Here is a 25769-nt window from a genome sequence, read left to right on the forward strand (position 1 = left end):
CGTCCTCCTAAATTGCTGATATACCATAGTAATAGATGTTAACTATTCCGTTATAGAATTAAATGATTGTGATTAGTTCTTTCAATTCTCTAAATTTATATCATCTGGTTAAGTTTTAACAATAGGCCAGGTTTTACTAACAAATTGATATATGGAAAAAGAATCGAACGATATCAGCAAATGTCCGTTTCATAACGGCAGCATGAAGAGCAATGTAGGTGGTGGTGGTACCAGAAATGGCGACTGGTGGCCGAAGCAGTTAAAGCTGGGCATTTTGCGTCAGCACTCCAACTTATCTAACCCAATGGATGGCGAATTTAATTATGCAGATGCTTTTAAAAGTTTAGACCTGCCCGCCTTAAAAGCAGACCTTTATGCACTGATGACCGATTCGCAGGATTGGTGGCCGGCAGATTTCGGTCACTATGGAGGTTTATTTATCCGCATGGCCTGGCATAGCGCCGGAACCTACCGGGTGGGCGATGGCCGTGGTGGCGCTGGTGCCGGATTGCAACGTTTTGCGCCGCTGAACAGCTGGCCAGACAATGTGAGCCTTGATAAAGCACGCAGGTTACTTTGGCCAATTAAACAAAAATATGGGCGTAAAATTTCATGGGCAGATTTAATGATCTTAACTGGTAATATTGCTTTAGAATCGATGGGGTTTAAAACCTTTGGATTTGCCGGCGGGCGCGAGGATGTTTGGGAAGCTGACGAATCGGTATATTGGGGTTCGGAAACGACCTGGCTGGGTGGCGATCTTCGTTACGGACACGGCTCTGATGGTGCAGATAAAGCACATGGTGTGGTGGTTACAGACGATGATGCCGATGGCGATGTACACTCCCGTAATTTAGAAAAACCACTTGCAGCCGTGCAGATGGGATTAATATATGTAAACCCTGAAGGACCGGATGGAAACCCTGACCCGATTCTTGCTGCTAAAGATATCCGCGATACTTTTGGCCGTATGGCGATGGATGATGAAGAAACCGTGGCCTTAATTGCAGGTGGACATACTTTTGGCAAAACCCACGGTGCTGCTTCAGCAGATCATGTAGGCAAAGAGCCTGAAGCAGCCGGTATAGAAAGCCAGGGTTTAGGATGGAGCAACAGTTATGCTTCTGGCAAAGGTGCTGATGCGATTACGAGCGGATTGGAAGTAATCTGGACCACCACGCCAACGCAATGGAGTAATAATTTCTTTGAAAACCTTTTTGGATTTGAATGGGAGTTGACTAAAAGCCCTGCCGGTGCACACCAGTGGAAAGCGGTAAATGCTGAAGCGATTATTCCTGATGCATTTGACGGATCGAAAAAACACCTGCCAACAATGCTGACCACCGATCTTTCTTTAAGATTCGACCCGGCTTATGAAAAAATATCAAGACGGTTCTTAGAGAACCCTGATCAGTTTGCTAATGCCTTTGCAAGGGCATGGTTTAAGTTAACCCACCGCGATATGGGGCCTGTGGCGCGTTACCTGGGGCCGGATGTACCACAGGAAGAATTGCTTTGGCAGGATCCGATACCTGCGGTTGATCATGTATTAATTAACGAAAGTGATATCGCCGCATTAAAGGCAAAAGTTTTGGCTTCAGGATTGAGTGTGGCCGAACTGGTTGCTACTGCCTGGGCTTCGGCTTCTACTTTCCGTGGTTCTGATAAACGCGGGGGCGCTAATGGTGCGAGGATCCGTTTGGCACCACAAAAAGATTGGGCTGTTAACAATCCTCCGCAATTGCAAAAAGTATTGGGCGTATTGGAGGGTATTCAAAATGAATTTAATGCAGCACAAATGGAGGGTAAAAAAGTTTCTTTAGCTGATTTAATTGTACTGGCAGGTACTGCTGCTGTAGAAAAAGCGGCCGCCGATGCCGGACATGCTGTTCTTGTTCCTTTTACGCCAGGCCGGATGGATGCATCGCAAGCACAAACTGATGTAGAATCTTTTGGTTATTTAGAGCCGGTGGCAGAGGGTTTCCGTAACTACCGTAAATCTAAATCGCCAGTTGCTACAGAAGAATTCCTGATTGATAAAGCCCAGTTGCTTACTTTAACCGCACCAGAATTAACCGTATTGATAGGTGGTTTACGTGTACTGGATACCAATTTCGACGGTTCTAAAAATGGCGTCCTGACTACAAAACCAGGTCAGCTTAGCAACGATTTCTTTGTGAATTTATTGGATATGGAAACCGCCTGGAAAGCCGTTGCAGAAGATAAAGAACTTTACATCGGCAGCAGCCGTTCTACTGGTCAGCCAAAATGGACGGCAACCCGCGCCGATCTGGTATTTGGTTCTAATGCAGAATTAAGGGCAATAGCAGAGGTGTATGCAAGTTCGGATGCACAAGGTAAATTCGTGAAAGATTTTGTGGCCACCTGGAATAAAGTGATGAATTTAGATCGTTTTGATTTAAATTAATTAGAAATACAGGCTCCAATAGAAAAATCGTCATTGCGAGGAACGAAGATAACCGAACGAAGCGAGCTCATGAATGCCTTTAAAAACATATGCAAAAATGAATAATCTTAAGGCGAACGCTAGTAGCGATCGTTGTAAGATTGCTTCATCGGCTGAAAAAGCCTTCTCGCAATGACGATTATGTAAACAACTGATATTTAGTGTTATTTTTTTGACCATATAAGACATTTAAGAACCATATAAGCTTACATGTCCTTATATGGTATGAAAGCCTAAAGACAGGCTCCAATAGAATGGTCGTCATCTCGACTGTAGCGCAGCGAAATGGAGAGATCTATTAAGTTAGATTTAGCTTCGCTGAGCACTTCGTGGTTCTCGACTGCGTTGCACTCCGCTCGAAATGACGGTAACTTGAGGAAATTTTTACGCGTAGGTAATTGCTGTGTTTTATATTGATTTTAAACAATTAATTAACCCTCAGGATGACAATTCTATTTATAATACAGCCTCTTTATTTTGCATTATCGCTTTTTATCATGGTCTGATACCGATCTCACTTTGCAGGATCGGTATAACCCAAATAAAAAATATTGAAAGATTTTTTTATTTCTTAAAACAATTCTCAAACTTATTTGTCTTTTAATTTCATTAGTTTGTTTGGTTTAGTTTTATTGGTGGATGCGAATAAAACAAAATAATTAGCCTCATAGAAATATGGGGCTTTCTCATTTATATACGGCAATACTCCATACACCACATTGGTAAAAGTAATATTGATCAATGTTGCCGATAAGAAATCTGATTCCTTCCTTTATAAAAAGAATAAATTTTTTCATCAGTTATTAAAAATAGCGCTTAAATGGTTGAAGATTAATGAATTTAGATCGCGCCATTTTTTGATTTAGCTGGAATATTTATTCAAAAATTTTATTGCCTGTAAAAGTAATCATACTGTAATCGGATTGATACGAAAACGTAATTTTAGTTGCTAAAATAATATTCTTGATTTTGTGATAAAATAATTAATATTGAATTGATAAATCGATTTATCAATAACCAAATATGACGATGAGCTTAAGAATATTGATGCGCTGCGGTGCAGTATATGTCTGTGTAGTTGATTTGTGTGTAGTTTTAACCCGGTTAAAATATGATTTTCGATCACACACAATTGCTTTTAACTCAAAGCCCTCCGGTTAAAAATGATGATTTGCCGTCAATTGTTATTTAATTGAAGAATTGATAAAACGTTTTATCTGCTGGCAGTTTAAACGATATATTATTAACTAACCATTTACTAAACCTAAACCAATGAAAATTAATCTACTAAAGATTTCAGGGCTTTCTGTGCTTTTTTTGCTCAATAGTCCTGCTTTTTCGATGAATCCGGTTGCTGAAAAATCCGAGGGATTTGCTGAACTGAATGTACCTTTAGTACATATTCAGAACCGAAAAGTAATTACCGGAACCGTATCAGACGAAAAAAACCTGCCTATTCCGGGAGTAGGCATCAAAAACATTTCTTCAGGTAAAACTGCGGTAACTGACGAAGCTGGTAAATTCAGCATTGAGGCCAACCCCAATGAAGTAATCCGTTTTTCTTATGTGGGTTATCAAAATAAAGATATCACCGTTGGCAATGAAGCAAATATTAGTGTTAAAATGCTACCTGCGGAAGCCAATAAATTAGATGAAGTGGTGGTAATTGGTTATGGATCGGTGAAAAAAACAGACCTTACGGGTTCCGTTGGGGTGGTAAAAGCCAGCGAACTGCAGGAACGTCCGTCTTCATCGCTAAACCAGGCACTCGCTGGCCGGATCTCGGGCGTACAGGTAAACACCAACTCGGGTAGACCCGGCGGACAAACGAATATCAAAATCCGTGGCTTTAGCTCAATTAATACGAGCAACAATCCGCTTTATGTGGTAGATGGTGTGGCTTTGCCGGTTGGCTCGCAAACCCAGAACAGTAACGCTATTGATTACATTAACCCAAGTGATATCGCTTCTGTAGAGGTGTTAAAAGATGCTTCTTCAACGGCCATTTACGGTGCAAGGGGTGCAAATGGGGTAATTTTAATTACGACCAAAAAAGGAACTGCAAATGCCCAGCGCATTACCTATGATGCAGATTTTGGCATCAATACGTTGGCCGCCCACCATGTGAAGATGCTTGATGCTTTTGAGTACGTTAAAGTGCAGGATCTGGCTTATGAGAACATCAAGGTTTACGATCCGGTAGGTTGGGCAGCGGGAAGTTACGCATCCACACCCGTACCAAAAGCAGCCAGAATTGCCTTACCTCAGTTTTTCGATAGCAATGGAAATCCATTATACAATACCGATTGGTTAAAGGAATCTACACAGAACAAACTTTCGCAAAACCACCAGCTGGGTTTTACGGGTGGAAACGAAAATAGCACTTACGGGGTTTTTGCAGGCTATCGCGATGATGAGGGGCTTTTGCTGAATTCTTATTTAAAACGTTATTCGGGCAGGTTTAATTTCGATAGTAAAATTAAACCCTGGTTAAAGGTAGGCGGTAATTTGAGCTACAATAACCAAAATGAAAACATTGTTGATCAGGGAACAGGCGGTTTAAATTCAGTCCGCATGATTACAGAAGCATTCCCTTTTCTGCCCATTAAACTGGCAGATGGCAAGTGGGGCGATAATAAACTGATTCCGTGGGCAGAAGGAGGCTCCAATCCGGTACACATTTTAACCGATCAGAAATACGGAATGGTTACCCAAACTGCTTTGGGAAGTATTTACTCTACCATTAGCTTTAGCAAAGATTTAGAATTCCGTACCCAGTTAGGTGCCAATATTGTGAGCCGTAACATTAACGAGTACAATGCCAAACAATTATACGGGATCTCTGATGGACAGAATGGAACGGCGAATGTAACCAATGATCGGGAAACCTTCTGGTCGCTGGAAAACTATTTAACCTATAACAAACGTTTTGCCGAATCGCATGCCATTAATGCCTTATTGGGGATTTCCTGGCAGGCCACCAATTTCTTTAGCAATACCAGTCATGCCGAGAATTTTGTAACCGATTTTTACGGAAACAATAACATGGGCTCCGGAAGTAAATCGATTACTGTGGGCTCCAGCCGGAATCGGTCAGCTTTTAACTCTTATTTTGGCAGGTTAAACTACGCCTTTAAAGATAAATACCTGGTTACTTTTACAGGCAGGGTAGATGGCTCATCCAAATTCGGAGAGAACCATAAATTCGCCTTTTTTCCTTCGGCAGCCTTTGCCTGGAAAGCCTCAGACGAAGATTTCCTTAAAGGAAACAAAACCATCTCTAACTTAAAACTAAGAACCAGTTATGGTTTAAGTGGTAACTCAGAGCTCCCTGCTTATCAGTCGCTCGCTACATTGGTTAATAATTCGGCTATTATTAATGATAGTAAGGTAACCGGTATCGGTGTAGGCAGGCTGGCCAATCCTGACCTGGTTTGGGAAAAAACCGCACAGGTTGATGCCGGTTTAGAATTAGGCTTATTGAACAACCGCATTAATTTAGAGGCCGATCTTTATTATAGAAAAACAACCGATATGTTATTGGATGCCCCGGTTCCACGTACCACAGGGTACTCGGTGATCAGAAAAAATATCGGGTCTATGCAGAACAAAGGTTTGGATTTAGGAATTAATACGGTAAACGTACAAACCAACAATTTTACCTGGAAAACGAGTTTCAATATCTCCCTTAACCGCAACAAGGTACTTTCTCTGGCTACTCCTGACGATATTTTTGGTGTGGGTAATCCAAATTTCACCAATCAAACCGGTATTATCAGGGTAGGTGAGCCTGTGGGTTCATTCTGGGGGCTGGTACGTTTAGGCACCTGGAGCGAAGCCGAAAGGGCAGAAGCAGCCAAATATGTAAGTTACCGTGGTGGTAAAACCTTGCTTCCCGGCGATATTAAATATTTGGATGTAAACGGCGATCATGCCATTACAGATGCCGACCGCCAGATTATTGGTAACGGAACACCGAAAGGCTGGGGATCGTTTGGTAACTCCTTCCGCTATAAAAACTTAGAGCTGATTGTAGAACTTCAATACTCTTATGGCAATGATGTGTTGAATATGACCCATCACTCGGGTGAAGACAGACAGGTACAGGCCAATAGTTTTGCCAGCGTATTAAATGCCTGGACTCCCCAGAATCAAAATACACCGATTGCCGCAATCAGGGATCAATCTGCCGGGTATGTAACCAACGTAGATACCCACTGGTTAGAAGACGGTTCTTTCATCCGTGGAAAAAACCTTTTACTGGGTTATACTTTTGATAAAACACTTGTCGAAAAATTACGCTTAAGCAAACTCCGTGTTTACGCATCTGTTCAAAATTTCTTCCTGGCCACAAAGTACACAGGTAACGACCCCGAGGTAACTACTTATGGAAATGCATTTGCACAAGGCCAAACATTTTTCGATTATCCAAAGCCAACTACTTTCATGGTAGGCTTAAACATTGGATTATAAACATTAACTAAAGAAAGGATATCAACATGAAAATAAACATAAAAAATATCGCTGCTTTGTTGTTGCTCAGCGTCGCTATAATAGGGAACTCAGGCTGTAAGAAGTTTTTAGATGAAACAGATCCCACCAATCTTTCGCCTGATAATTTTTATACTTTACCAGAACATGCAGAAGCAGGTATTGCTGCTGTTTATGCAGAGATCAGGTTTATTGGAAACGGGGCTGGTATTTATTCCAACAACTGGCAGATGCTTGATGCGCCAACCGGGATACAATCTACCGAAACCGCACAAAACTCCGATCTGAACAATTTATATTCACTCATTTATGATGGCACAAATCTGCATGTTAACCAGAACTGGAATGGATTTTATAAAGTAATTGCACAAGCCAACCTGGTGTTGGATAAAGTTCCGGGCATTAACCCGATGGACAATGCACAGAAGAAAAGGATCTTAGGAGAGGCGTCTTTCATCAGGGCCTGGGCCTATTTTTACCTGGTACGTTTATGGGGCGATGTGCCTTTAATCACTAAACCGATTACCAGCCCTAACGATCCTAATTTTTCTCCTTCACGTACACCACAGGAACAGGTTTACAAACTCATTGTTGATGACCTGGTGGCTGCAGAAGCGGCCGGTTTGCCTTTTATGGATGCCAGCGGACGTGTTTCTACAGCAGCAATTAAATCTGAACTGGCAAAGGTATATTTAACCATGGCAGGACAACCCCTTAACAAAGGAGCAGCTTATTATAAATTAGCTGCAGATAAGGCTAAAGAGGTAATCGATTATTCAACCGGTAATCCGGCATCACTTGGTTTGTTTTCTGATTATGGAGCCATGCACGATGCAAAGAATGACAATAAAGTGGAGCATTTATTCGGGATCCAGTACAATGACGCTGCCGGAGCTGGTAACCCTTTGCAATCATCTTATTTACCTTTGCATCAGCCATTGGTTTCTAAAATTGACGGGATTGGAACTGCAATTCCAACGGCCAGTTTTTATGGCTCGTATGAGGCAGGAGATTTAAGGGCTAAAAACAGAGAAGGTTATTTCTTTACCGACTATTATACCGATGGATTTAAAATGCCACTGGTTAACCGTGGTAAACCTTATATTTTTAAACACTTTGATCTGATTGCAAATGGAACACTAGGCGTAGAGGGAACCAGCAGGAGCGATCTGAATATTCCACAGATCCGTTATGCCGAAACCTTGTTAATTTATGCTGAAGCACAAAACAGGGCAGATGGCAGTCCGAATGTTGCTGCCTATGCTGCGGTAAATACCGTGCGGAGAAGAGCGCAACTGGCTGATCTTGCAGGTTTGAGCCAGACACAGTTTGAAGAAGCCGTTTGGAGAGAGCGCTGGCATGAGCTGTGTTACGAGGGCATTACCTGGTTTGATATGGTGCGGTTACGTAAAGTGTACAATGAAAGCACCAATGGGTTCGATAATTTTGTTGGCCATATTAACAAGAGTGTAAACCAGCCTTTGCAAACCAAACATTTATTGTTCCCGATTCCTACTCCGGAAATTAAAAATAATCCTAACCTGACTCCAAACCCAGGTTATTAAACAACAGTATCTTATTATTTCTAATGGTTGGTGTCACACCGACCATGAGGAATGTTTTAACAAAAAAGCGGGTATCTGATATTTCGGATAGCCGCTTTTTAATTGTCGACACCCTGATCTGTAGCGCAGTGAGGCCACGAACTAAACCGGACCTTAAGTGAGAGTGGCCGTCATCCGATTGCTATCGGGTGGATTCTGTGGAATGGAGAAATCATTGAACTGTTTTAAAAGATCTCTCCACTGCGGTCGAGATGACGATATTTCGAGGCCGTTTATCGCCTTAAAATCTCCTTTCTTTCATATTGGTTTTTATAATAACCTCAATTCGATTAATATTTATTTATAATGACTAATTTTAAGCCCTTGAAACTAGCGCGATCGTCATGCTGAATTTATTTCAGCATCTTTCCTGCTAAATAGACCCTGAAATAAATTACCTTCGGTGAGCTCGCTTAAGGCTCGGTTTACTGGGTAGCTTTCCGCTGCGCTACAGGTCAGGGTGACGCTATGAACGAAAAATGTCTGTAGTATACCTTTAAAGGAATATTTTTCTAATGGTTGGTGTCACACCGACCATCAATAATTTTAACAAAAACGGGTGCCCGATATTCGGATAACCATTTTTCATTAGGTGAGTAGAACGTTATTAAAAGTCGTCATCTCCTGACTGAAGCGCAGTCAAATGAAGATCTAAATAATCAATAATTACCACCGCTAAGTAATGTTTATATGGATTTTAAGGTGATTCGTAAATTGCATTTAAAAAAATAACGTATGAAAGGGCTTTTTTAATTTATTAGGCTTATTTTTGCGGCAAATTATTGAACCACACAGGCGATGAATGAATCCCTGTGAACCTCAGCAATCATTAGAAAAACTAATATTTTATCAATGACAAACGACAAAAAAGAAATATTCGAAAGCGTAGCGCAACGTTTAAAAATTGAAGGTTTTAATGTAGTAAACCGCGATGAAACCCGTCCCTGGGGTGGTTTCTTTGTAATAGATGAAGCGCAGGCGCAACAATTTGCTGATACCTATTTTGATGGATTAAATGTTGAAGACCTTAAAATTGGCGGTAAATTAAGCCCGAAAATTTTAATCGTTGCACCAAATACACGCCTTTCGTGGCAATATCACCACCGCAGAGCTGAAATTTGGCAAGTGGTTACCGGTACCGTTGGCATCAAAACCAGCCAAACTGACGAGGAAGGTGAAGTGAAAAAATACGCACCAAAAGACCAGATTAAATTACAACAAGGCGAACGCCACCGTTTAATCGGTTTAGAAGATTGGGGTGTTGTGGCAGAAATATGGCAACATACCGATGCTTCAAACCCATCAGATGAAAGCGATATTGTACGTGTTCAAGACGATTTCGGTAGATAATAAATAATTTAAAAAAGAAGAGGTTGTACCATAAAGACAATTTCAACTCAAATGCTGTCATGTTGAGCTCAGCCTGTACTGAGCTTGACGAATGTATCGAAACACCTTAAAACGTATTTAAAGAGGTCCTTCGACAAGTTCAGGATGACAATATATACTTATGATACAACCTATTCTTTTGTCTAAACATTTAATTTGAAGCAGTTTTCTACTCGATTAAAAACTAAATGCTTTCAAATTACGTTAATATAGCATATAACCCCATACATGATCATCCTTATTTTTTTTCTTTGCCATTGGTTTTTATCCCTGTTTAGCCAAACCTTTTTCCTTCACCGTTACTCTTCTCACAAGATGTTTAAAATGGAGCTTTTTTGGGAGCGCTTTTTCTACCTGATATTGCTGATTTCGCAAGGTTCATCATTTTTAAATCCCAGGGCTTATGCCATTCTGCACCGGATGCACCATGCCTATAGTGATACAGAGAAAGATCCGCACTCGCCACATTTTTTTAAGGATGTTTTCGGGATGATGATTGCAACAAAGAACATGTATATGAATTACCTGCAATATAAAATACAGCCGGAACCAGCTTTTCAGGGTAATTATCCCGAATGGCCAATCGTGGATAAGATTGGAAATTCATGGGGATGGAGAATTGCATGCGGTTTATTTTATATTGGCTTTTATATTGCTTTTGCCAACCACTGGTGGCTGTATATCTTATTGCCGATCCACTTTTTAATGGGACCTTTACATGGGGCAATTGTAAACTGGTGTGGTCATAAATATGGCTATTCTAACCATGATAATGATGATCATAGTAAAAACTCTTTACCTTGGGATTTCTTGCTGATGGGTGAACTTTTTCAGAACAACCACCACAAAAAACCGAACAGTCCTAACTTTGCTACCAAATGGTGGGAATTTGATCCAACCTATCCGGTAATGAAAGTATTGCACTGGATGAAAATTATTAAAATCAGAAAGGTTTAAAGTTTTAAGGCCAAAGACTAAAGACCAAAGCAGAAAGAATTTGAGTTCTCGCGTCGATTTCTCCCGCCGTGGTCTGTGTCCCCACAGACCATCACTTTTTAGCAACCTAAGGTTTTTTGCGGCGGAAACACGGATTAATAAATTTCCTTTGCACTGTTTTGTGTTAACTAAACCTGACAGCAGCGAAAATCCTTTTTGTTCGCAGTAACCTTACCTATACTGTCATGCTGAGGCACGAAGCATCTGCAGCCTATGAAACGGATACTTGTATCATAGCATAACAGCACCTCAAAAAGATTGAAGCGAATGGCAGGGCTATCGCAACCGATAAAAACAGGATCCTGCTTTTCAGATCAAAACGCATTCGTTTCTCGAAATCTTTTTAACCACGGATGCGAAAAAAAACATCTTCATTCCATTGTCTGTGTTTTCACAGTTTTTGCCACGGAAGCACGGAAAAAAACACAGAATACATCCACATTCCTTCATTTCGACAGCATTGGAGAAATGCTATTCCATGATCTGTGTTCCATGGACATTCATTTAATTCCTCCGCCGTGGTCTGTGTCGCCACAGACCATCATTAACTCTTTATTAACAACCTAAGGTTTTTTGCGGCGGAAACACGGATTAATAGATTTCTTTCCTGCACTGTTTTGTGTGGATGATGGTTAAAATTTTCATTGTCCATTTCCAATAGTTAACCGATTTAAACAATTAACCAGTAAACTATTTTTATCCTTTGTCATCCATAATTCCTTTCACCGGTAAAAGTATAGTGTTTGCCGGATAATTAATAGAGTTGGTGTAAAAAGTATAGCGTATTATTGTAACAAAATGCAATTTGCGTAGACTAATTACAAAAGACCTACTCTTAAAATGAAAAAACTTTTACTATTAAGCTTTATTCTTGGAATATTTTTTAACGCACATGCCCAGTTTCCCACTGGAGGATTTGGAGGAGGGGCAAAAAAATCTGCCGTTACCGGACGTATTACTGCAACCATACTCGATTCATTAACTAAAAAACCGATTGATTATGCAACGGTTTCTTTAATTAATGTAAAAGACAACAAATCTGTAAATGGTGGCGTAACCGACGAAAAAGGAAAACTAAGTTTACAGAACGTTTCTCCTGATTCATACAAATTGATGATTGGTTTTATGGGCTACAAAACAAAATCTGTTTTGGTTACCACCACACCATCAAAACCCGATAATAATATGGGTACAATTTATATCTCATCAAGCGAAAATACACTGGCCGATGTCCAGGTTCAGGGAACCAAAGCCATTATCGAAAATAAAATTGATAGGATGGTATATAACGCTGAGGCTGATGGAACAAATGCCGGCGGCGACGCTACTGATGTAATGCGTAAAGTACCAATGCTTTCAGTTGACCCTACAGGAAATATTCAACTTCGTGGCGGTGCTGTTCGTGTGTTAATTAATGGCAAACCTTCTGGCACAATGGCCAGTAGTGTTGCTGATGCATTAAAAATGATTCCGGCAGAGCAAATTAAAACGGTTGAAGTAATTACCAGCCCTTCTGCTAAATATGATGCTGAAGGCTCAGGCGGCATTATTAACATCATCACCAAAAAATCGAATGCCCAGGGCGTGAGTGGTTCAGTTAATGCTGCAGCAGGAACTCGCCAGAATAATGGTTCATTTAATTTAACGGCAAAAACAGGCCGCCTAAGTGTGAATACAAGTTTGGGTACAAATTTAGCTTATCCTCAAAAATCACAAACTGAATTTATCACCAATACAACTTACCTGGATGGTACAACAAATAATATCTCGCAAAGTGGATTTTCTAAATGGAGCCGTAACGGATATAATGGTAGTGTAGGTTTGGATTACGATTTTAATGCTTATAACAATATTAGTACGACCGCAAAGTTTAATAGTTTTTCTAACGGAGGTCCAAGTGAAACAAATTATTTAATCAATAATGTGGCAGCATCTAATGTTGGAAATATGGACATGACTTTCAGAAACTTAGACTGGAATGTTGATTACCGTAAAACCAGTAAAAAAGAAGGCGAGGAATTCTCTATATCGGCACAATTATCAAATGGTAGAACACCGACAAGTTTCAGTAATTTGCTTACTTCGGCAGCTTTCCCATTAGGTTTACAAACAATAAGTAATAATAACGGTAAAAATAATGAGTATACCTTTCAAACAGATTATACTTACCCGTTCAGCAAAAAAACAACTTTAGAAGTTGGTGCAAAAGCAATTTTACGCGATATACAAAGTCAGTTTGATAACACTGCCCAAGATTTTGAATATAACCAAAATGTGGGTGCAGCTTATGGTGTAATCAGTTTTGATTTAACTAAAAAGTTAAAATTTAAAGGTGGAGTAAGAGCTGAGTATACCCGGATAGATTTTAATACGCAAAGTAGTGGTATTCAGAAAAATGATTATTTGAACTTATTTCCAAGTGCAATTATTTCGCAAAATTTAAAAGGTGGTGCTACGATAAAACTAAGCTACAACCGTCGCGTACAAAGGCCGTCGCAATCTTATTTAAATCCTTTCCGTAACGAAAGCGACCAGTTTAATATTATGCAAGGTAATCCACAATTAAACCCTGAGTTAAGTGATAATTTAGAGTTAGGATATAATACTTTTATCAAAGGGTCGATAATTAATGCCTCCATTTTTTACCGTCGCACAGTCGGCGTAATTGAGAATTCGATTTCACCAATTACCGAAAATGGTGTAAACAAGACATTAACTTCTTACATAAATGTTGGTACTGCTCCCGTTTACGGATTTAATGTTTTTGCATCGTACAATCTTAAACCAAAATGGACTTTAATGACCAACTTTTCAGGAAACACCTATTCTGTAACCAATAACGAAACGAATGTTAATACGGGTACTTTCTTTAACTTCAATTGGTTCGTACGCTCAGCATATGGGTTTGGTAAAGGTTATAACTTTGAGTTGTTTAACGTAATAACTTCTAAAAGACGCACCTATCAAGGTGTTACAGACCCATTTTATATCTATGGTGGGTCATTCAAAAAAGAAATACTTAAGAAAAAAGGAAGTATTGGATTAGGGGTTTTAAATCCTTTTACAAAAGACCTTCACATCAAAACTGTTAATAATGCTGTTAATCAAAGAGGCACAATTTATCAAAGCCAAAACATTTATTACCCATTGCGTAACTATACAGTAAACTTTAGTTACACTTTTGGTAAACTTAAATTTACAGAGAAGAAAAAAATCAAAAACGATGACGTGAAGCAAGATCAGCAACCAGGACAAGGAAGTGGAATGGGTGGTGGCGTTCAGCAGTAAAAATCCAATCTGATTATGTAATATAAGTCTTTCCGATAATTCGGGAAGACTTTTTTGCTTTAAGGGTAGTTGTTGTTTGTATATAGTGTGAAATGTACAATAAGTAGGGTTGTGGATTTCTTGTTTTGTTGTTTGTTTAATTTTGTTGAGTGTTTTGCGTTTTTAATCTAGAATTTTTGCCTGTTTTTGCAGGTAAAGGCTTTTTGTATCAAAAATTGTACGGAATTTGGCTTATTTGATCGTGTTTTGTGCGTGTTTGTGTTTGTAAAAACCATATATTGCAATAACTAACAAATCCTTAACCTAAATAATTGTGATATGAGAAAAATCTTTACCTCACTTTTTTTTCTGTGCATTTTACTGACAGGCCTATCTACAATGGCACAGGTAAAAACCATAACAGGAAAAATAACAGCTGTTGATGATGGAGGTCCATTACCCGGAGCAAGCGTAAAAATCAAGGGCAGTACAACCGGTACTTCTACCGATTCCAATGGGAACTTTACCATTCAGGTGCCCTCAACTAATGCTGTACTGGTTATCAGCCTTATTGGGTATAAAACACAGGAAATTACGGTTGGCAGTAAAACCACCGTTAATGTAGGGCTGGCTTCTGATGCGCAGGAACTGCAGGAAGTAAATATTTCAACTGCATTAGGAATTACCCGACAGGCTAAATCTTTAGGTTATGCTGCACAATCTGTTAAGTCTGAAGACCTGAATTATAATCACCAGCCTAACTTGCTTAATGCATTGCAAGGTAAAATTGCAGGTGCAACAATTTCAAGCACAGGTGGTGGTCCCGGCCAGGGAGCCAGTATCCGGATCAGGGGAGTTAACTCTATTGACCCTAACATTTCCGGCGATCCTTTATATGTTATAGATGGGGTGCAGATTGATAACTCTACCTCTACTCTTGGAGCTAATCCCGATGGAAATGCATACGGTTCGAGAGGGGTAACCAATAGGGCTTCAGATATTAATCCGGAGGATATTGAAACCATCAATATTTTAAAAGGAGGTGCCGCTACCGCGCTTTATGGATTAAGAGGTGCAAATGGCGTTGTGGTAATTACGACTAAAAGAGGAAAGCAGAATGGGGTAAGCGTTAATTTCAACAGTAGTTATGGTTTTGATGAAGTATTAAAATCACCAGATGTACAAACAGAATATACACAGGGTGTGCTGGGTGCTTATACCAACCCTCCAGGCGGAATTGGACCTGGATGGCCCAACCATTGCCGAAGCGAAACTGATCGATCCGACCCACCCCGATCAATTGTTCAATAACTACGACCGTGCTTTTGGTACAGGTCAGCAGGTTAAAAATTCAATTTCGGTTGCCGGAGGAAGTGAAGCAATTAAATTTTTCTCTTCTGTTTCGCAGTTATATCAAAAAGGGATGATGCCAAATACCGATAATAAAAACTTCTCTGGACGTTTAAATACAGACTTTACCATCAGTCCAAAATTTAAGGCCACTGTAAATATGAATTTCACCAATTCTGGCGGGTATACTTACAGTGCAGACCGTTTTGGCGAAAGTTTGGCTTATTGGTCGCCGCGTTATGATGTGGCAGATTATCAGAATGCAGATGGTTCTCAAAAATACTTCGGTACCAATAATCCAATCTGGGGTACAGCAAACAACAGGTTTAAAGGTGATGTTAACCGGTTTATTGGTGGGGCAAGCCTGAGTTATGATCCTGCCAAATGGCTTAATTTTTCCTACCGTTTGGGTGTAGATACCTATAATGATAACCGTGTGCGTACTGCCCGCGGACCAATGTATGCTACTGAAGCCATGTATGATAATGCCCAAGGCTTTTATGGTGAATACAACACTAAGTTTAGAACCATTAACAGCACTGTAGTTGCCACATTAACCTCTAAACTAACAGATGATATTACCGGGACTTTAAGGCTTGGACAAGAGCTTTACGACCGTAAATCGAAAGAGATTGGTACTTTAGGCAGTATTCTTGGTGTGTACGATTTCTTTAATTTAGCAAATGCGGGTGTACTTACACCAACGCAGACCTTGAAACAAAAAAGACTGATCGGTTATTTTGGGGAAGCGACTTTTGATTACAAAAATTACCTTTTCTTAACCGTAACCGGAAGAAATGACATCACTTCTACGTTGCCAAAAGCGAGCAGATCGTTTTTCTATCCTTCAGCAAGTTTAAGTTATGTATTCTCCGATCAGTTTAAATTGCCTGCTGTTATTAATCAGGCCAAGTTGCGTTTGTCTTATGCAAGGATAGGAAAGGATGCGTCCGAGTATTCTACATTTACCGGATACTCTCCTTATATCCAGTTGCCAACCGGAACAGGTGGTTTAACCATTGCGCCAAACCTTGGTAATCCCGATCTTCGCCCTGAGTTTACCAATACCTACGAGGCCGGTTTAGAGATGTCGTTCTTTAAAAATCGTTTAGGTTTCGATTTTACTTATTATTATTCATTAAGCAAAGATCAGATCATCCAAACACAGATATCTTCGGCAGTAGGTTATGTAACCAAATCAATCAATGCCGGCGATATCAGGAACAGGGGAGTTGAACTGGTATTGAATGGTAAACCAATTGTATCAAAAGATTTCAGGTGGGATGTAAATGTTAATTTTTCGGCCAACAGAAACATGGTATTGAGTATGCCTAATGGTATATCTGAAATTGTTTACGGTGCCGCCAGAGGTTATGGCAATGCCGGAGTAACGATGAAACTGATCCAGGGGCAGCCTTATGGCAATATTTATGGCAGTTATTTTAACCGATATTATGGCAGTACGCCGGAAGATCCGATTGTACTGGATAAAAATCTTCCATTACTGATTGGGGCAAACGGATTCCCCAGCATTTCAGGTGGCAAGCAAAAATTACTGGGTAATTCGCAGCCAAACTATATCATCGGTATGGGCAATACTTTCAAATACAAAAATTTCAGTTTAAATGTATTGTTTGATGCACGTTTAGGATTTGAGAAATACAACTGGTTAGAAGATTTTTATTCGGCCTTTGGATTGCCTGATTATACTGCTGACAGAAGGTCGTATAAGGTATTTGATGGTGTATTAGCCAATGGAACACCAAACACCAAACCGGTATGGATGGGACAGAATACCGTAGATGGTGTTAATTATGGAGAAGGTTATTACCGTATCTACTACCGGAACGTTTCTGAGCCTTTTGTAAGCGATGCCTCATGGGTACGTTTACGTTCTGCAAGTTTAACGTATAATTTACCGGAGAACTGGTTGCCGGCTAAATCAATCAAAAATGCTTCACTATCCGTTACCGGAAATAATTTATGGTTGTGGACGAAATATTATGGTGTAGATCCGGAGTCGAGTTCTTTCGATTCGGGTAGTAATAATGATGGCTCTGCCGGATTTACCTATCCATCTGCCCGTACAATTATGTTTACTCTTAATGTTGGTTTTTAAATAAAATTACGATGCAAAAAATTATAAAATATACATGGTGCGCAGCTTTAATTGCAACACTAGGTTTGCAGAGTTGTAAAGACGATTATTTAGATAAATTGTCTGATAATCCGAATCAGGTTCCTGTGCCGACACTCAATGCATTGTTGGCTACATCAACTTACAAAATCGGAAATAACAATTTCCTTATCGGAAGTATTGTTGCTCCTTATGTACAATATACTGCCAGTCCTTCAGCTAACGCCGCTGGTGATACCTATCAGGCCATTGATTTTAGCACTACCTGGGATGCACTTTATTTTGCCATGGCCGATGCTAATGAAATGAAAAAACTGGCAGTTACTCAAGGCTCAAGCGAATATAAAGGTGTGGCCGATGTGATTATTGCCTATAACCTTACCCTGGTAAATGATTTATGGGGAGACGCGCCGTTTTCGCAAGCTTTTGATATCAACAACCTTAAGCCAAAATACGACAAACAACAGGAGGTATATAACCAGGCTATCGTACTATTGGATGAAGCCATTGCTGAACTTGCCAAAACCAATGCAACGGTTAAACTGGCCCCTACAAGCGATTTAATTTATGGAAAAACTCCTGCCACCGAAAGGGCAAACTGGTTAAAAATGGCTTATGCTTTAAAAGCCAGATTATTGAACAAAATAAGTAAAACCAGTTCTTATAGTCCTACAGCAGTATTGGCAGCGCTGAGTAATTCCTTTACCGCAAATGCAGATGATGCGGGCATGGCTACTTTTAAAGAGCGTAATCCATGGGCGAATGTGGCACTATCCAATTCGCAACAATCGCTGGGTGGATGGCTTTCTGAGCAGTTGATCGATGCGCTAAAAGGTACAACTTTTACAGGCGTGGTAGATCCGCGCTTGGAAAAGATAACCGATAAAACGGTGAATAATGCTTACATCGGAACCGTAAATGGTGCCGGTAACCGGTTGCCTGGTGCAAACACCACGAAAGATGAATGTTATATTTCCAGTAACTCTCCATGGACCAGCAACACATCTCCAATACTTATTGTTACCTATGCCGAGTTGAAATTTATCGAAGCTGAAGCTTATTTCGATACCGATAAAACGAAAGCCTACGCCGCTTATCTGGCTGGTATTAGCGCCAATATGGATAAATTAACGGTTTCAACAACTGCTAGAGATGCTTATCTGGCCAATCCTGTTGTTAGTGTTGGTGCTGCGGCCTTAACAAAAGACCTGATTTTTAAAGAGAAATACATTGCAACCTATTTAAATCCTGAAGCCTGGAACGATGCGCGCAGATATGATTATAAATATAAAGATTTTACGCTTCCCGTAAATGCCGTCTTAACCGATTTTATCCGCCGTTTGGATTATCCACAGGGAGAAAGAAGCAAGAATGGATCCAATGTTCCTGCAGATGTGGAAAGAACAACCAAGCTGTGGTGGGATCAGTAACATGCTTATAAAAAACAATAATCAGAGTCCTAACTGCACATCGGTTAGGGCTTTTTTAATTTATCTGCTCAATATTAAGTAATGAGAAAATCGCTGCTTATCCTGCTCCTGCTAATATCTGCCGCTAAAATTTTTGCGCAAAACTTTACACTGAAATCAGTTTTAAGTTATCCTTTTCCTACGCAATTGGTAGCCTCGCCTGTTGGCGCTAAAATAGTCTGGGCAGTAAATGAACAGGGAAAAAGAAATATTTATACAGCTGAAGCGCCTGATTACAAAGCAATAAAAAATACCGGTTATCATGATGATGACGGGCAGGAATTAACCAGTTTATCTGTTTCTGCAAATGGTAAATGGATTGTATTTGTCCGTGGCGGCGATCACGGTGGCAGAGATGGCGGACCGGTTAACGCAAATTCATCTCCAATTGCACCAAAAATACAAGTGTTTGCTGTTCCATTTGGCGGTGGACAAGTTATTGCAATTGGTGAAGGAGATAACCCCGTTATTTCACCAAACAGCGAACAGGTGCTGTTTAGCAAAGCAGCTCAGGTGATGGTTGCCCCAATTGACGGATCGTTTCCGGCCAAAAACCTGTTTTACGCAAAAGGCATTAATACAGGTTATAAATGGTCGCCCGATGGGAAGAAGATTGTGTTTGTTTCTAACCGGATCGATCATTCTTTTATAGGTATTTATACGGATCAACAAACTGAGATACAATGGTTATTACCATCTTTTTCTAAAGATAACGCACCAGTTTGGTCACCAGATGGCCATGCGATTGCTTTTATCCGCACAGCAGGAATTGGTATTGAAACGGATTCGATTTTAACGCGAAAACATCAACCCTGGGCTATCTGGACAGTTAACGTAAATACCGGAGAAGGAACACAGATTTGGAAAGCTCCCGAAACAATCAGGGGTTCTTATCCTTCGATTGATGGCGGTACCAATTTGCAATGGGCCGACGGTAAGATAATATTCACTTCGTATGAAGATGGTTGGCCGCACTTGTATTCCGTTAATCCTGATGGATCAGGCCGTTTATTGCTTACCCAAGGTAATTTCGCGGTTGAAAATGTTAAACTGAGCAATGATAAAAAAACATTGGTTTTTGCAGCAAACACAGGTAAAGAAGCCGATGATTTAGACAGGAGACATATTTACAAAGTATCCGTAAATAAGGCGAACATGGAGGCATTGAGTTTTGGCAAAGGTATTGAAGCCTATCCGGTAATTTCGGGAGATAACCATACTTTTTTCTGTTTAAGTTCTACAGCGGAACGTCCGCTTTTACCTGCTGTCTTAAATGATAAAAAGGCTGTTAAACTCATCGGCGAATCACTTATTCCTAACAATTTCCCCATCAAAGAAATGGTAATTCCAAAGCATGTAAATTTCAAGGCAGCCGATGGCAATACGGTATATGGACAATTGTTTTCTCCTAAAAAAGGAACTAAAAACACGCCAGCAATCGTATATGTTCATGGTGGTCCTCAACGGCAAATGTTTTTGGGCTGGAACCCGATGGATTATTACTCCATTGATTATGCTTTAAACCAGTACCTGGTGAATATGGGTTTTACGGTTTTATCTGTAAATTATCGTTTGGGCATTGGTTATGGTTTTGATTTTCATAAACCATTACATGCCGGGGCGCAGGGAGCAACAGAATATCAGGATATTAAGGCAGCAGGGGAATGGTTAGCAAATCAGCAAAACATCAATAAAAATAAAATTGGTATTTATGGAGGCTCATATGGTGGCTACTTAACTGCGCTGGCGCTTGGAAAAGATGCTAAATTGTTTGCAGCAGGCGTAGATATCCATGGCGTAAATTATAGGTTTAGCAATCCGGGAGCCGAAGGAAAGGAACCAGCACCAGATGCTGCACTAGCAGCAAGTATAGCCAAATCATCATCTCCGGTGAGTTACATTAACACCTGGACATCGCCAACATTGATTATCCATGCCGATGACGACCGCAATGTTGCTTTTAATCAGAGTGTAGACCTGGCCAAAAGGTTTGAGGATAAAAAAATGGTATTCGAATTTTTGGTTATTCCGGATGATACCCACCACTGGATGAAGTTTTCTAACGGTTTAAAGGTGAGTGAGGCAACTGCCGATTTTCTTAAAAGGAAGTTAATGGAGAAGAAATAGATTCTTCTGTGCTTTTTTTCTTCGCCTGGCGCGATCGTCATGCTGATCTGATAGTTATCGGATTTATTTTATTAGCAGTTTTTATTGTTTTAAAGGCCTAATAGCTAATCGTGATCAGCATCTTTCCTGTTAAACCACCTTGCTTTAAAGACCCTGAAACAAGTTCAGGGTGACGACCGTTCATGCAAGGTGCCAAATAACCAAATTAAAGCAAATTATAATCGAACTCAGGTTATAAGATCTTTCAAAGATCTCTCCACTCCGCGATGCTTCGGCCTAGATGACGATCTTTCTGTAAGGATCTGTCAATGGTTGCTTATTAAAGGACAATATTTATTGAAGACTGGTAAAGGTCTTCGGCAGGCTCAGACTGAACGTTTAAGTTGACGATTCTTCTATTTCTTTTTAATCCTTTTCAAAATCATCAGGCTCAGCGGATTGAAGGAATACCCGCTAATATTGTTTTGGAGCATCACTACAGATTGGTCATAGAAAAGCGGAACAACAGGAGCATAATCCATTACGATCTGATCCATTTTACGGTACAGCTCAAACCTTTTTTCATTATCGGCTTCGTAATAGCTTTTTTCGAACAACTGATCGAATTCTTTATTGTAAAAAGCGGTATAGTTTGGCCCATAGGGGACTTTGTTTTTTGAGTAGAACATGGAAAGGAAATTCTCTCCATCGCCATAATCTGCCAGCCAGGAACCACGGAAAAAGTTTACGCTGTTTTTCGACATTAAATCCCTGAGACTGGCACTTGGACTTACATCAATTTTAACTTTAATACCTACTGCAGTAAGCTGTCCCTGAATAAATTCGATCAGATCTTTATAAGTTGTAGTGGTGTTTAAGGTTACTTCTCCCATGCCTTTCCCTTCCGGGAAACCAGCTTCGGCTAAAAGTTTGGCAGCAAGTTTCGGGTTATAGGCATACCCCCTAACAGCCAGGCTATCAAAACCAGGCATACCTTTAGGAATAAAACCGGATGTTGCCGCAACGCCAATCCCGTTTCTCAGGTATTTGATCAATCGGTCACGGTCTATGGCATAATTAATGGCCTGTCTGATTTTTTTTAAGCGCAACGGCGAATTCTTCACAATCGAAAGATTGGTATCAACCAATATGCCTACATACTCGGTACACAGATACGGACTTTTGGTCAATGTAAATTTTCCTTTGTATTTCGAGGTCATCTTTCCGCTTTTGGTCAGGATATCATCGCGATAACTGCCATCTACATTATAGTAAAAATCCAGGTCCTTTTTCAGGAAACTCATAAATCCACTTTGTTTATCGGTAATAAAACTGGCTTTCAACGCATCAAGATAGGGTAGTGCCTTTCCTTTTTCATCTTTTTCAAAATAATGTTCGTTTTTTAAAAGCACCAGTATTTCGCCTTCTTTCCAGTATTTAAATCTGAAAGGGCCGGTACCAACGGGATGACTCCTGAAATCTTTACCATAATGTTCTACAACTTCTTTAGGTACAACAGAGCAATATTGGGTGGTGAGTAAACTCATAAAGGGTGGGAAAGGGCGTACCAGTTTAATCTGGAAAGTAGAATCGTTCAGCGCAATAAAATTATTTTTATCTTTTACCTTATCGCTAAAAATCCACCCACCCGACGAGGCTACTTTTGGATCAATTAACCGATAAAAACTGTATGCAAAATCGCTTGCAATTACTTTTCGGCCTTTTCCGTTTTTAAATATCGGATCGTCATGAAAGTAAACATCGTTCCGCAGGTTAAAAGTATAGGTAAGTGCATCTTCTGAAACCTGCCAGCTTTTGGCTATGCAGGGAAGGGTTTGCAAGGATGAATCGATCTGTACCAAACCATTAAAAATCTGGTTCGTCATCCAGATGGCATTCTGGTTGCGTGCAAAAGCCGGATCAATAGAGGTTAAACCCTGATCGAGGTTGATGTTGAATACTTTTTTGTCATGATGATCAGCATTCTCCTTACATGAAAAGAATAAGATTACACAAAAAAACCAAAATATATACTTAAATGAGCCTCTCATGCGATCAGGAATGTTATTTTTGCACAAATTAATAAATTTAATGCAGATGTCTTTTTTAAACGATTTATTTATTGGCCTCGATGAAGCTAAACAGGAAGAATTGCAGGAACGTTTAGATTTAGTGGAACACAAGATTAAATTTATGGATAAAATGCCTGTAGCCTGTATAGATACGAGTAATTATCCAGGCTATCTTTTGTCGGAAGAAATTGCATTGGCAGGAGGCATGTTAGAAACCGATATTTTAAGCGCTGTTTTCATCATTTATTATCAGCCAGGCAAAACGCTTACCGATTTAATGCGGGAAGTGCCTTCGGTATTGGATGCCGATTGGCCAGCCGTAAAAAACAACCGGATCATTCTGTTAAACGATGATGTAGAACGCGAGAGAAATGCCGAAAATGCCGTTTCCCTGATAGAAGATATTGCTGAAATGTTGCATCCTGGTTCCTTTATTTTCGGCCATGAAGGCGACAGGTGGATCAGGTTTGGCGCTTAGGATGTGAGATTTGAGATGTTAGATATGAGACGTTAGATATGAGATTTGAGACTAAATTTGCAATTTTAAAACATTCCAACTTTTAAACCCTGCAATTTATTGGCTAAATATCGTATTTCTATTAGATCGGCACATCTGACATTACGAGTATTGCCTGGCCAGATTTATGCATCCAAACCTTTCAACCTTTCAACCCTCAGCCTTCCGCCCAATCTTCAACCTCCGCTCAAATTTCCCTAATCTGGTATTCCTCTATTTTTCGGTAAAGTGTAGTTAAACCGATTCCCAATAACCTTGAGGTTTCAGTTTTGTTCCCTTTAGTGTGGATAAGGACCTTTTGAATGTGCTGTTTTTCTATTTGCTGCAGGTTATAATCATTCTCTATTGGTGTAAACTCAAAGAATTCGGGTGGGAGAGCTGCAGTACTTAACACATCGCCATCTGATAAAATAACCAAACGCTCGATTACGTTTTTTAACTCACGAATATTTCCTTTCCAACTGTGTCCGCTCAATATGGATAAAATTTTATCATCCATTTTTGGTGCCGATCGATTTACCTTATTGGCAAATTCTTTCAGGTAATATGTGGCCAGTGCAGGGATGTCGGCTTTACGCTCACGTAGTGGAGGCAAGGTGATCGTGAAAACTGAAAGGCGGTAATATAGATCAGACCGGAATTTTCCTGATAGGGCATCAGCTTTTAAATCTTTATTGGTAGCTGCTAAAATCCGAACATTTACCTGTTGTGTTTGGGTATCGCCAACTTTGATAAAAGTCTGACTTTCCAGAACACGCAATAATTTTGCCTGTAAATCGAGGTTCATCTCACCGATTTCATCCAGCAGCAAAGTACCGCCATTCGCTTCTTCCAACAATCCTTTTTTGTCTTTATTGGCACCTGTGAAAGCTCCGGCTTTATATCCGAATAATTCGCTTTCCAATAAATCCGGACTAAAACCGCTGCAATTTAAGGCAACAAATGGTTTTGCGGCTCTTGGGCTTTCGTAATGGATTGATTGTGCAAAAACTTCTTTTCCTGTTCCGGTTTCACCAAGCAATAAAACGGTCGTATCGGTTGTACTTACTTTTTTTGCCAGATCAATGGCTTCCTTTAACGTTTTTGATTGACCGATAATCGTATCAAAGCTATGTTTCCTTGTGATTTTGTTTTCGAGATCGGAAACCCTGCGCTGGAGATTTGATTTATCCATCGCTTTATATAAAAGCGGAATAATTTTCTCGTTATCGTCGCCTTTTACCAGATAGTCAAATGCTCCATTTTTAATCGCCAGAACGCCATCGGCAATGGTACCATAAGCAGTGAGGTTAATAATTTCTATATAGGGTTTTATGGCTTTGATATCTTTAACCAGCGCAACACCATTTACATCTGGAAGCTTTACATCACTGATGACAATACTAACATCATTACTTTTTAAAAGCTTTAGTCCTTCTTTTCCGGTATTGGCCTGTAAGGTTTTAAAACCTTCGAGCTCTATAATCCTGGAAAGTAAACTGCAAATTTTCTTTTCATCATCAATGATGAGGACCATCCCATTCATAGGTTAATTTTATGCTGCAATATTAAGTATAAAAATACCGAAACATGCTGTGAAGAATGGAATTTGAATGAAAATGCTTTTGAGGTTAACTGGTAACAGTATTGTGTAATTGTTAAATTGCTGGAGATTATTACATTGCCAACTGCCAATAAACTACAAACCGTATATTGGGTTAACCAGTTAACTTGTTTTGGAATTTCAATGGTCTGTGAGGACACAGAGTACGGTTTGGGATTAAATGATTTTTTGTAAAAACTGCCTAAGGTCTTCGACTACGCTCAGACTGACAAATGAATAGTTCTCTTTAGCCTTTAAGCCTTGGACTTCAGATTCTGGACTCCCGACTCCCAACTAATTTGTACCTTTTTCGTTTCGGAGG

13 protein-coding genes are annotated in these 25769 nt (G+C 40.0%); 11 read left to right on the forward strand and 2 right to left on the reverse strand.

Annotation, left to right across the window (positions count from 1 at the left end):
* Positions 1-151: 151 nt before the first annotated feature.
* The 10 genes from katG (at position 152) to ACUN24_RS09870 (ending at position 21297) form a co-directional block, all read left to right on the forward strand.
* Positions 152-2428, forward strand: a complete 2277-nt coding sequence (gene katG / locus ACUN24_RS09825) for a catalase/peroxidase HPI (RefSeq protein ID WP_445562335.1) — start codon at positions 152-154, stop codon at positions 2426-2428.
* 1311 nt (positions 2429-3739) lie between these two features.
* A complete protein-coding gene (locus ACUN24_RS09830; RefSeq protein ID WP_445562336.1) occupies positions 3740-6940 on the forward strand; it encodes a SusC/RagA family TonB-linked outer membrane protein in 3201 nt (1066 codons plus the stop codon).
* Positions 6941-6966: 26 nt separating this feature from the next.
* The gene (locus tag ACUN24_RS09835) at positions 6967-8523 is read left to right on the forward strand and encodes a RagB/SusD family nutrient uptake outer membrane protein (RefSeq protein ID WP_445562337.1); all 1557 of its coding nucleotides are present in this window, start codon (positions 6967-6969) and stop codon (positions 8521-8523) included.
* Between the two features lie 891 nt (positions 8524-9414).
* Positions 9415-9912: a phosphoheptose isomerase gene (locus ACUN24_RS09840; protein ID WP_025142534.1), complete on the forward strand. Its 498-nt coding sequence runs from the start codon at positions 9415-9417 to the stop codon at positions 9910-9912.
* 267 nt (positions 9913-10179) lie between these two features.
* Positions 10180-10908, forward strand: coding sequence for an acyl-CoA desaturase (locus ACUN24_RS09845; RefSeq protein WP_445562338.1), 729 nt, complete (start codon positions 10180-10182; stop codon positions 10906-10908).
* 879 nt (positions 10909-11787) lie between these two features.
* On the forward strand, positions 11788-14235 hold the full coding sequence (locus tag ACUN24_RS09850; RefSeq protein ID WP_445562339.1) for a TonB-dependent receptor domain-containing protein: 2448 nt from the start codon (positions 11788-11790) through the stop codon (positions 14233-14235).
* A gap of 318 nt (positions 14236-14553) precedes the next feature.
* Positions 14554-15525, forward strand: a complete 972-nt coding sequence (locus tag ACUN24_RS09855) for a carboxypeptidase-like regulatory domain-containing protein (RefSeq protein ID WP_445562340.1) — start codon at positions 14554-14556, stop codon at positions 15523-15525.
* A complete protein-coding gene (locus ACUN24_RS09860; RefSeq protein WP_445565132.1) occupies positions 15425-17683 on the forward strand; it encodes a SusC/RagA family TonB-linked outer membrane protein in 2259 nt (752 codons plus the stop codon). The genes ACUN24_RS09855 and ACUN24_RS09860 overlap by 101 nt, the downstream gene beginning before the upstream one ends.
* Positions 17684-17694: 11 nt before the next feature.
* Complete coding sequence (locus tag ACUN24_RS09865; RefSeq protein WP_445562341.1) at positions 17695-19131, forward strand: SusD/RagB family nutrient-binding outer membrane lipoprotein; 1437 nt, start codon at positions 17695-17697, stop codon at positions 19129-19131.
* An 81-nt stretch (positions 19132-19212) separates the two neighbouring features.
* Positions 19213-21297 carry a S9 family peptidase gene (locus ACUN24_RS09870; protein ID WP_445562342.1) on the forward strand — a complete coding sequence of 695 codons (2085 nt, stop codon included), beginning with the start codon at positions 19213-19215 and terminating at the stop codon, positions 21295-21297.
* A gap of 395 nt (positions 21298-21692) precedes the next feature.
* Here the strand turns inward: ACUN24_RS09870 and ACUN24_RS09875 are convergent, their stop codons facing one another.
* Positions 21693-23327: an ABC transporter substrate-binding protein gene (locus tag ACUN24_RS09875; RefSeq protein ID WP_445562343.1), complete on the reverse strand. Its 1635-nt coding sequence runs from the start codon at positions 23325-23327 to the stop codon at positions 21693-21695.
* A gap of 46 nt (positions 23328-23373) precedes the next feature.
* On the opposite strand from ACUN24_RS09875, the gene ACUN24_RS09880 reads away from it, so the two are divergent.
* Entirely contained in the window at positions 23374-23826 is a 453-nt protein-coding gene (locus tag ACUN24_RS09880; RefSeq protein ID WP_445562344.1) for a hypothetical protein, read from the forward strand.
* A gap of 226 nt (positions 23827-24052) precedes the next feature.
* Here the strand turns inward: ACUN24_RS09880 and ACUN24_RS09885 are convergent, their stop codons facing one another.
* Positions 24053-25390 carry a sigma-54-dependent transcriptional regulator gene (locus ACUN24_RS09885; RefSeq protein ID WP_445562345.1) on the reverse strand — a complete coding sequence of 446 codons (1338 nt, stop codon included), beginning with the start codon at positions 25388-25390 and terminating at the stop codon, positions 24053-24055.
* Positions 25391-25769 lie beyond the last annotated feature (379 nt).

Source organism: Pedobacter sp. WC2501 (assembly GCF_052682415.1).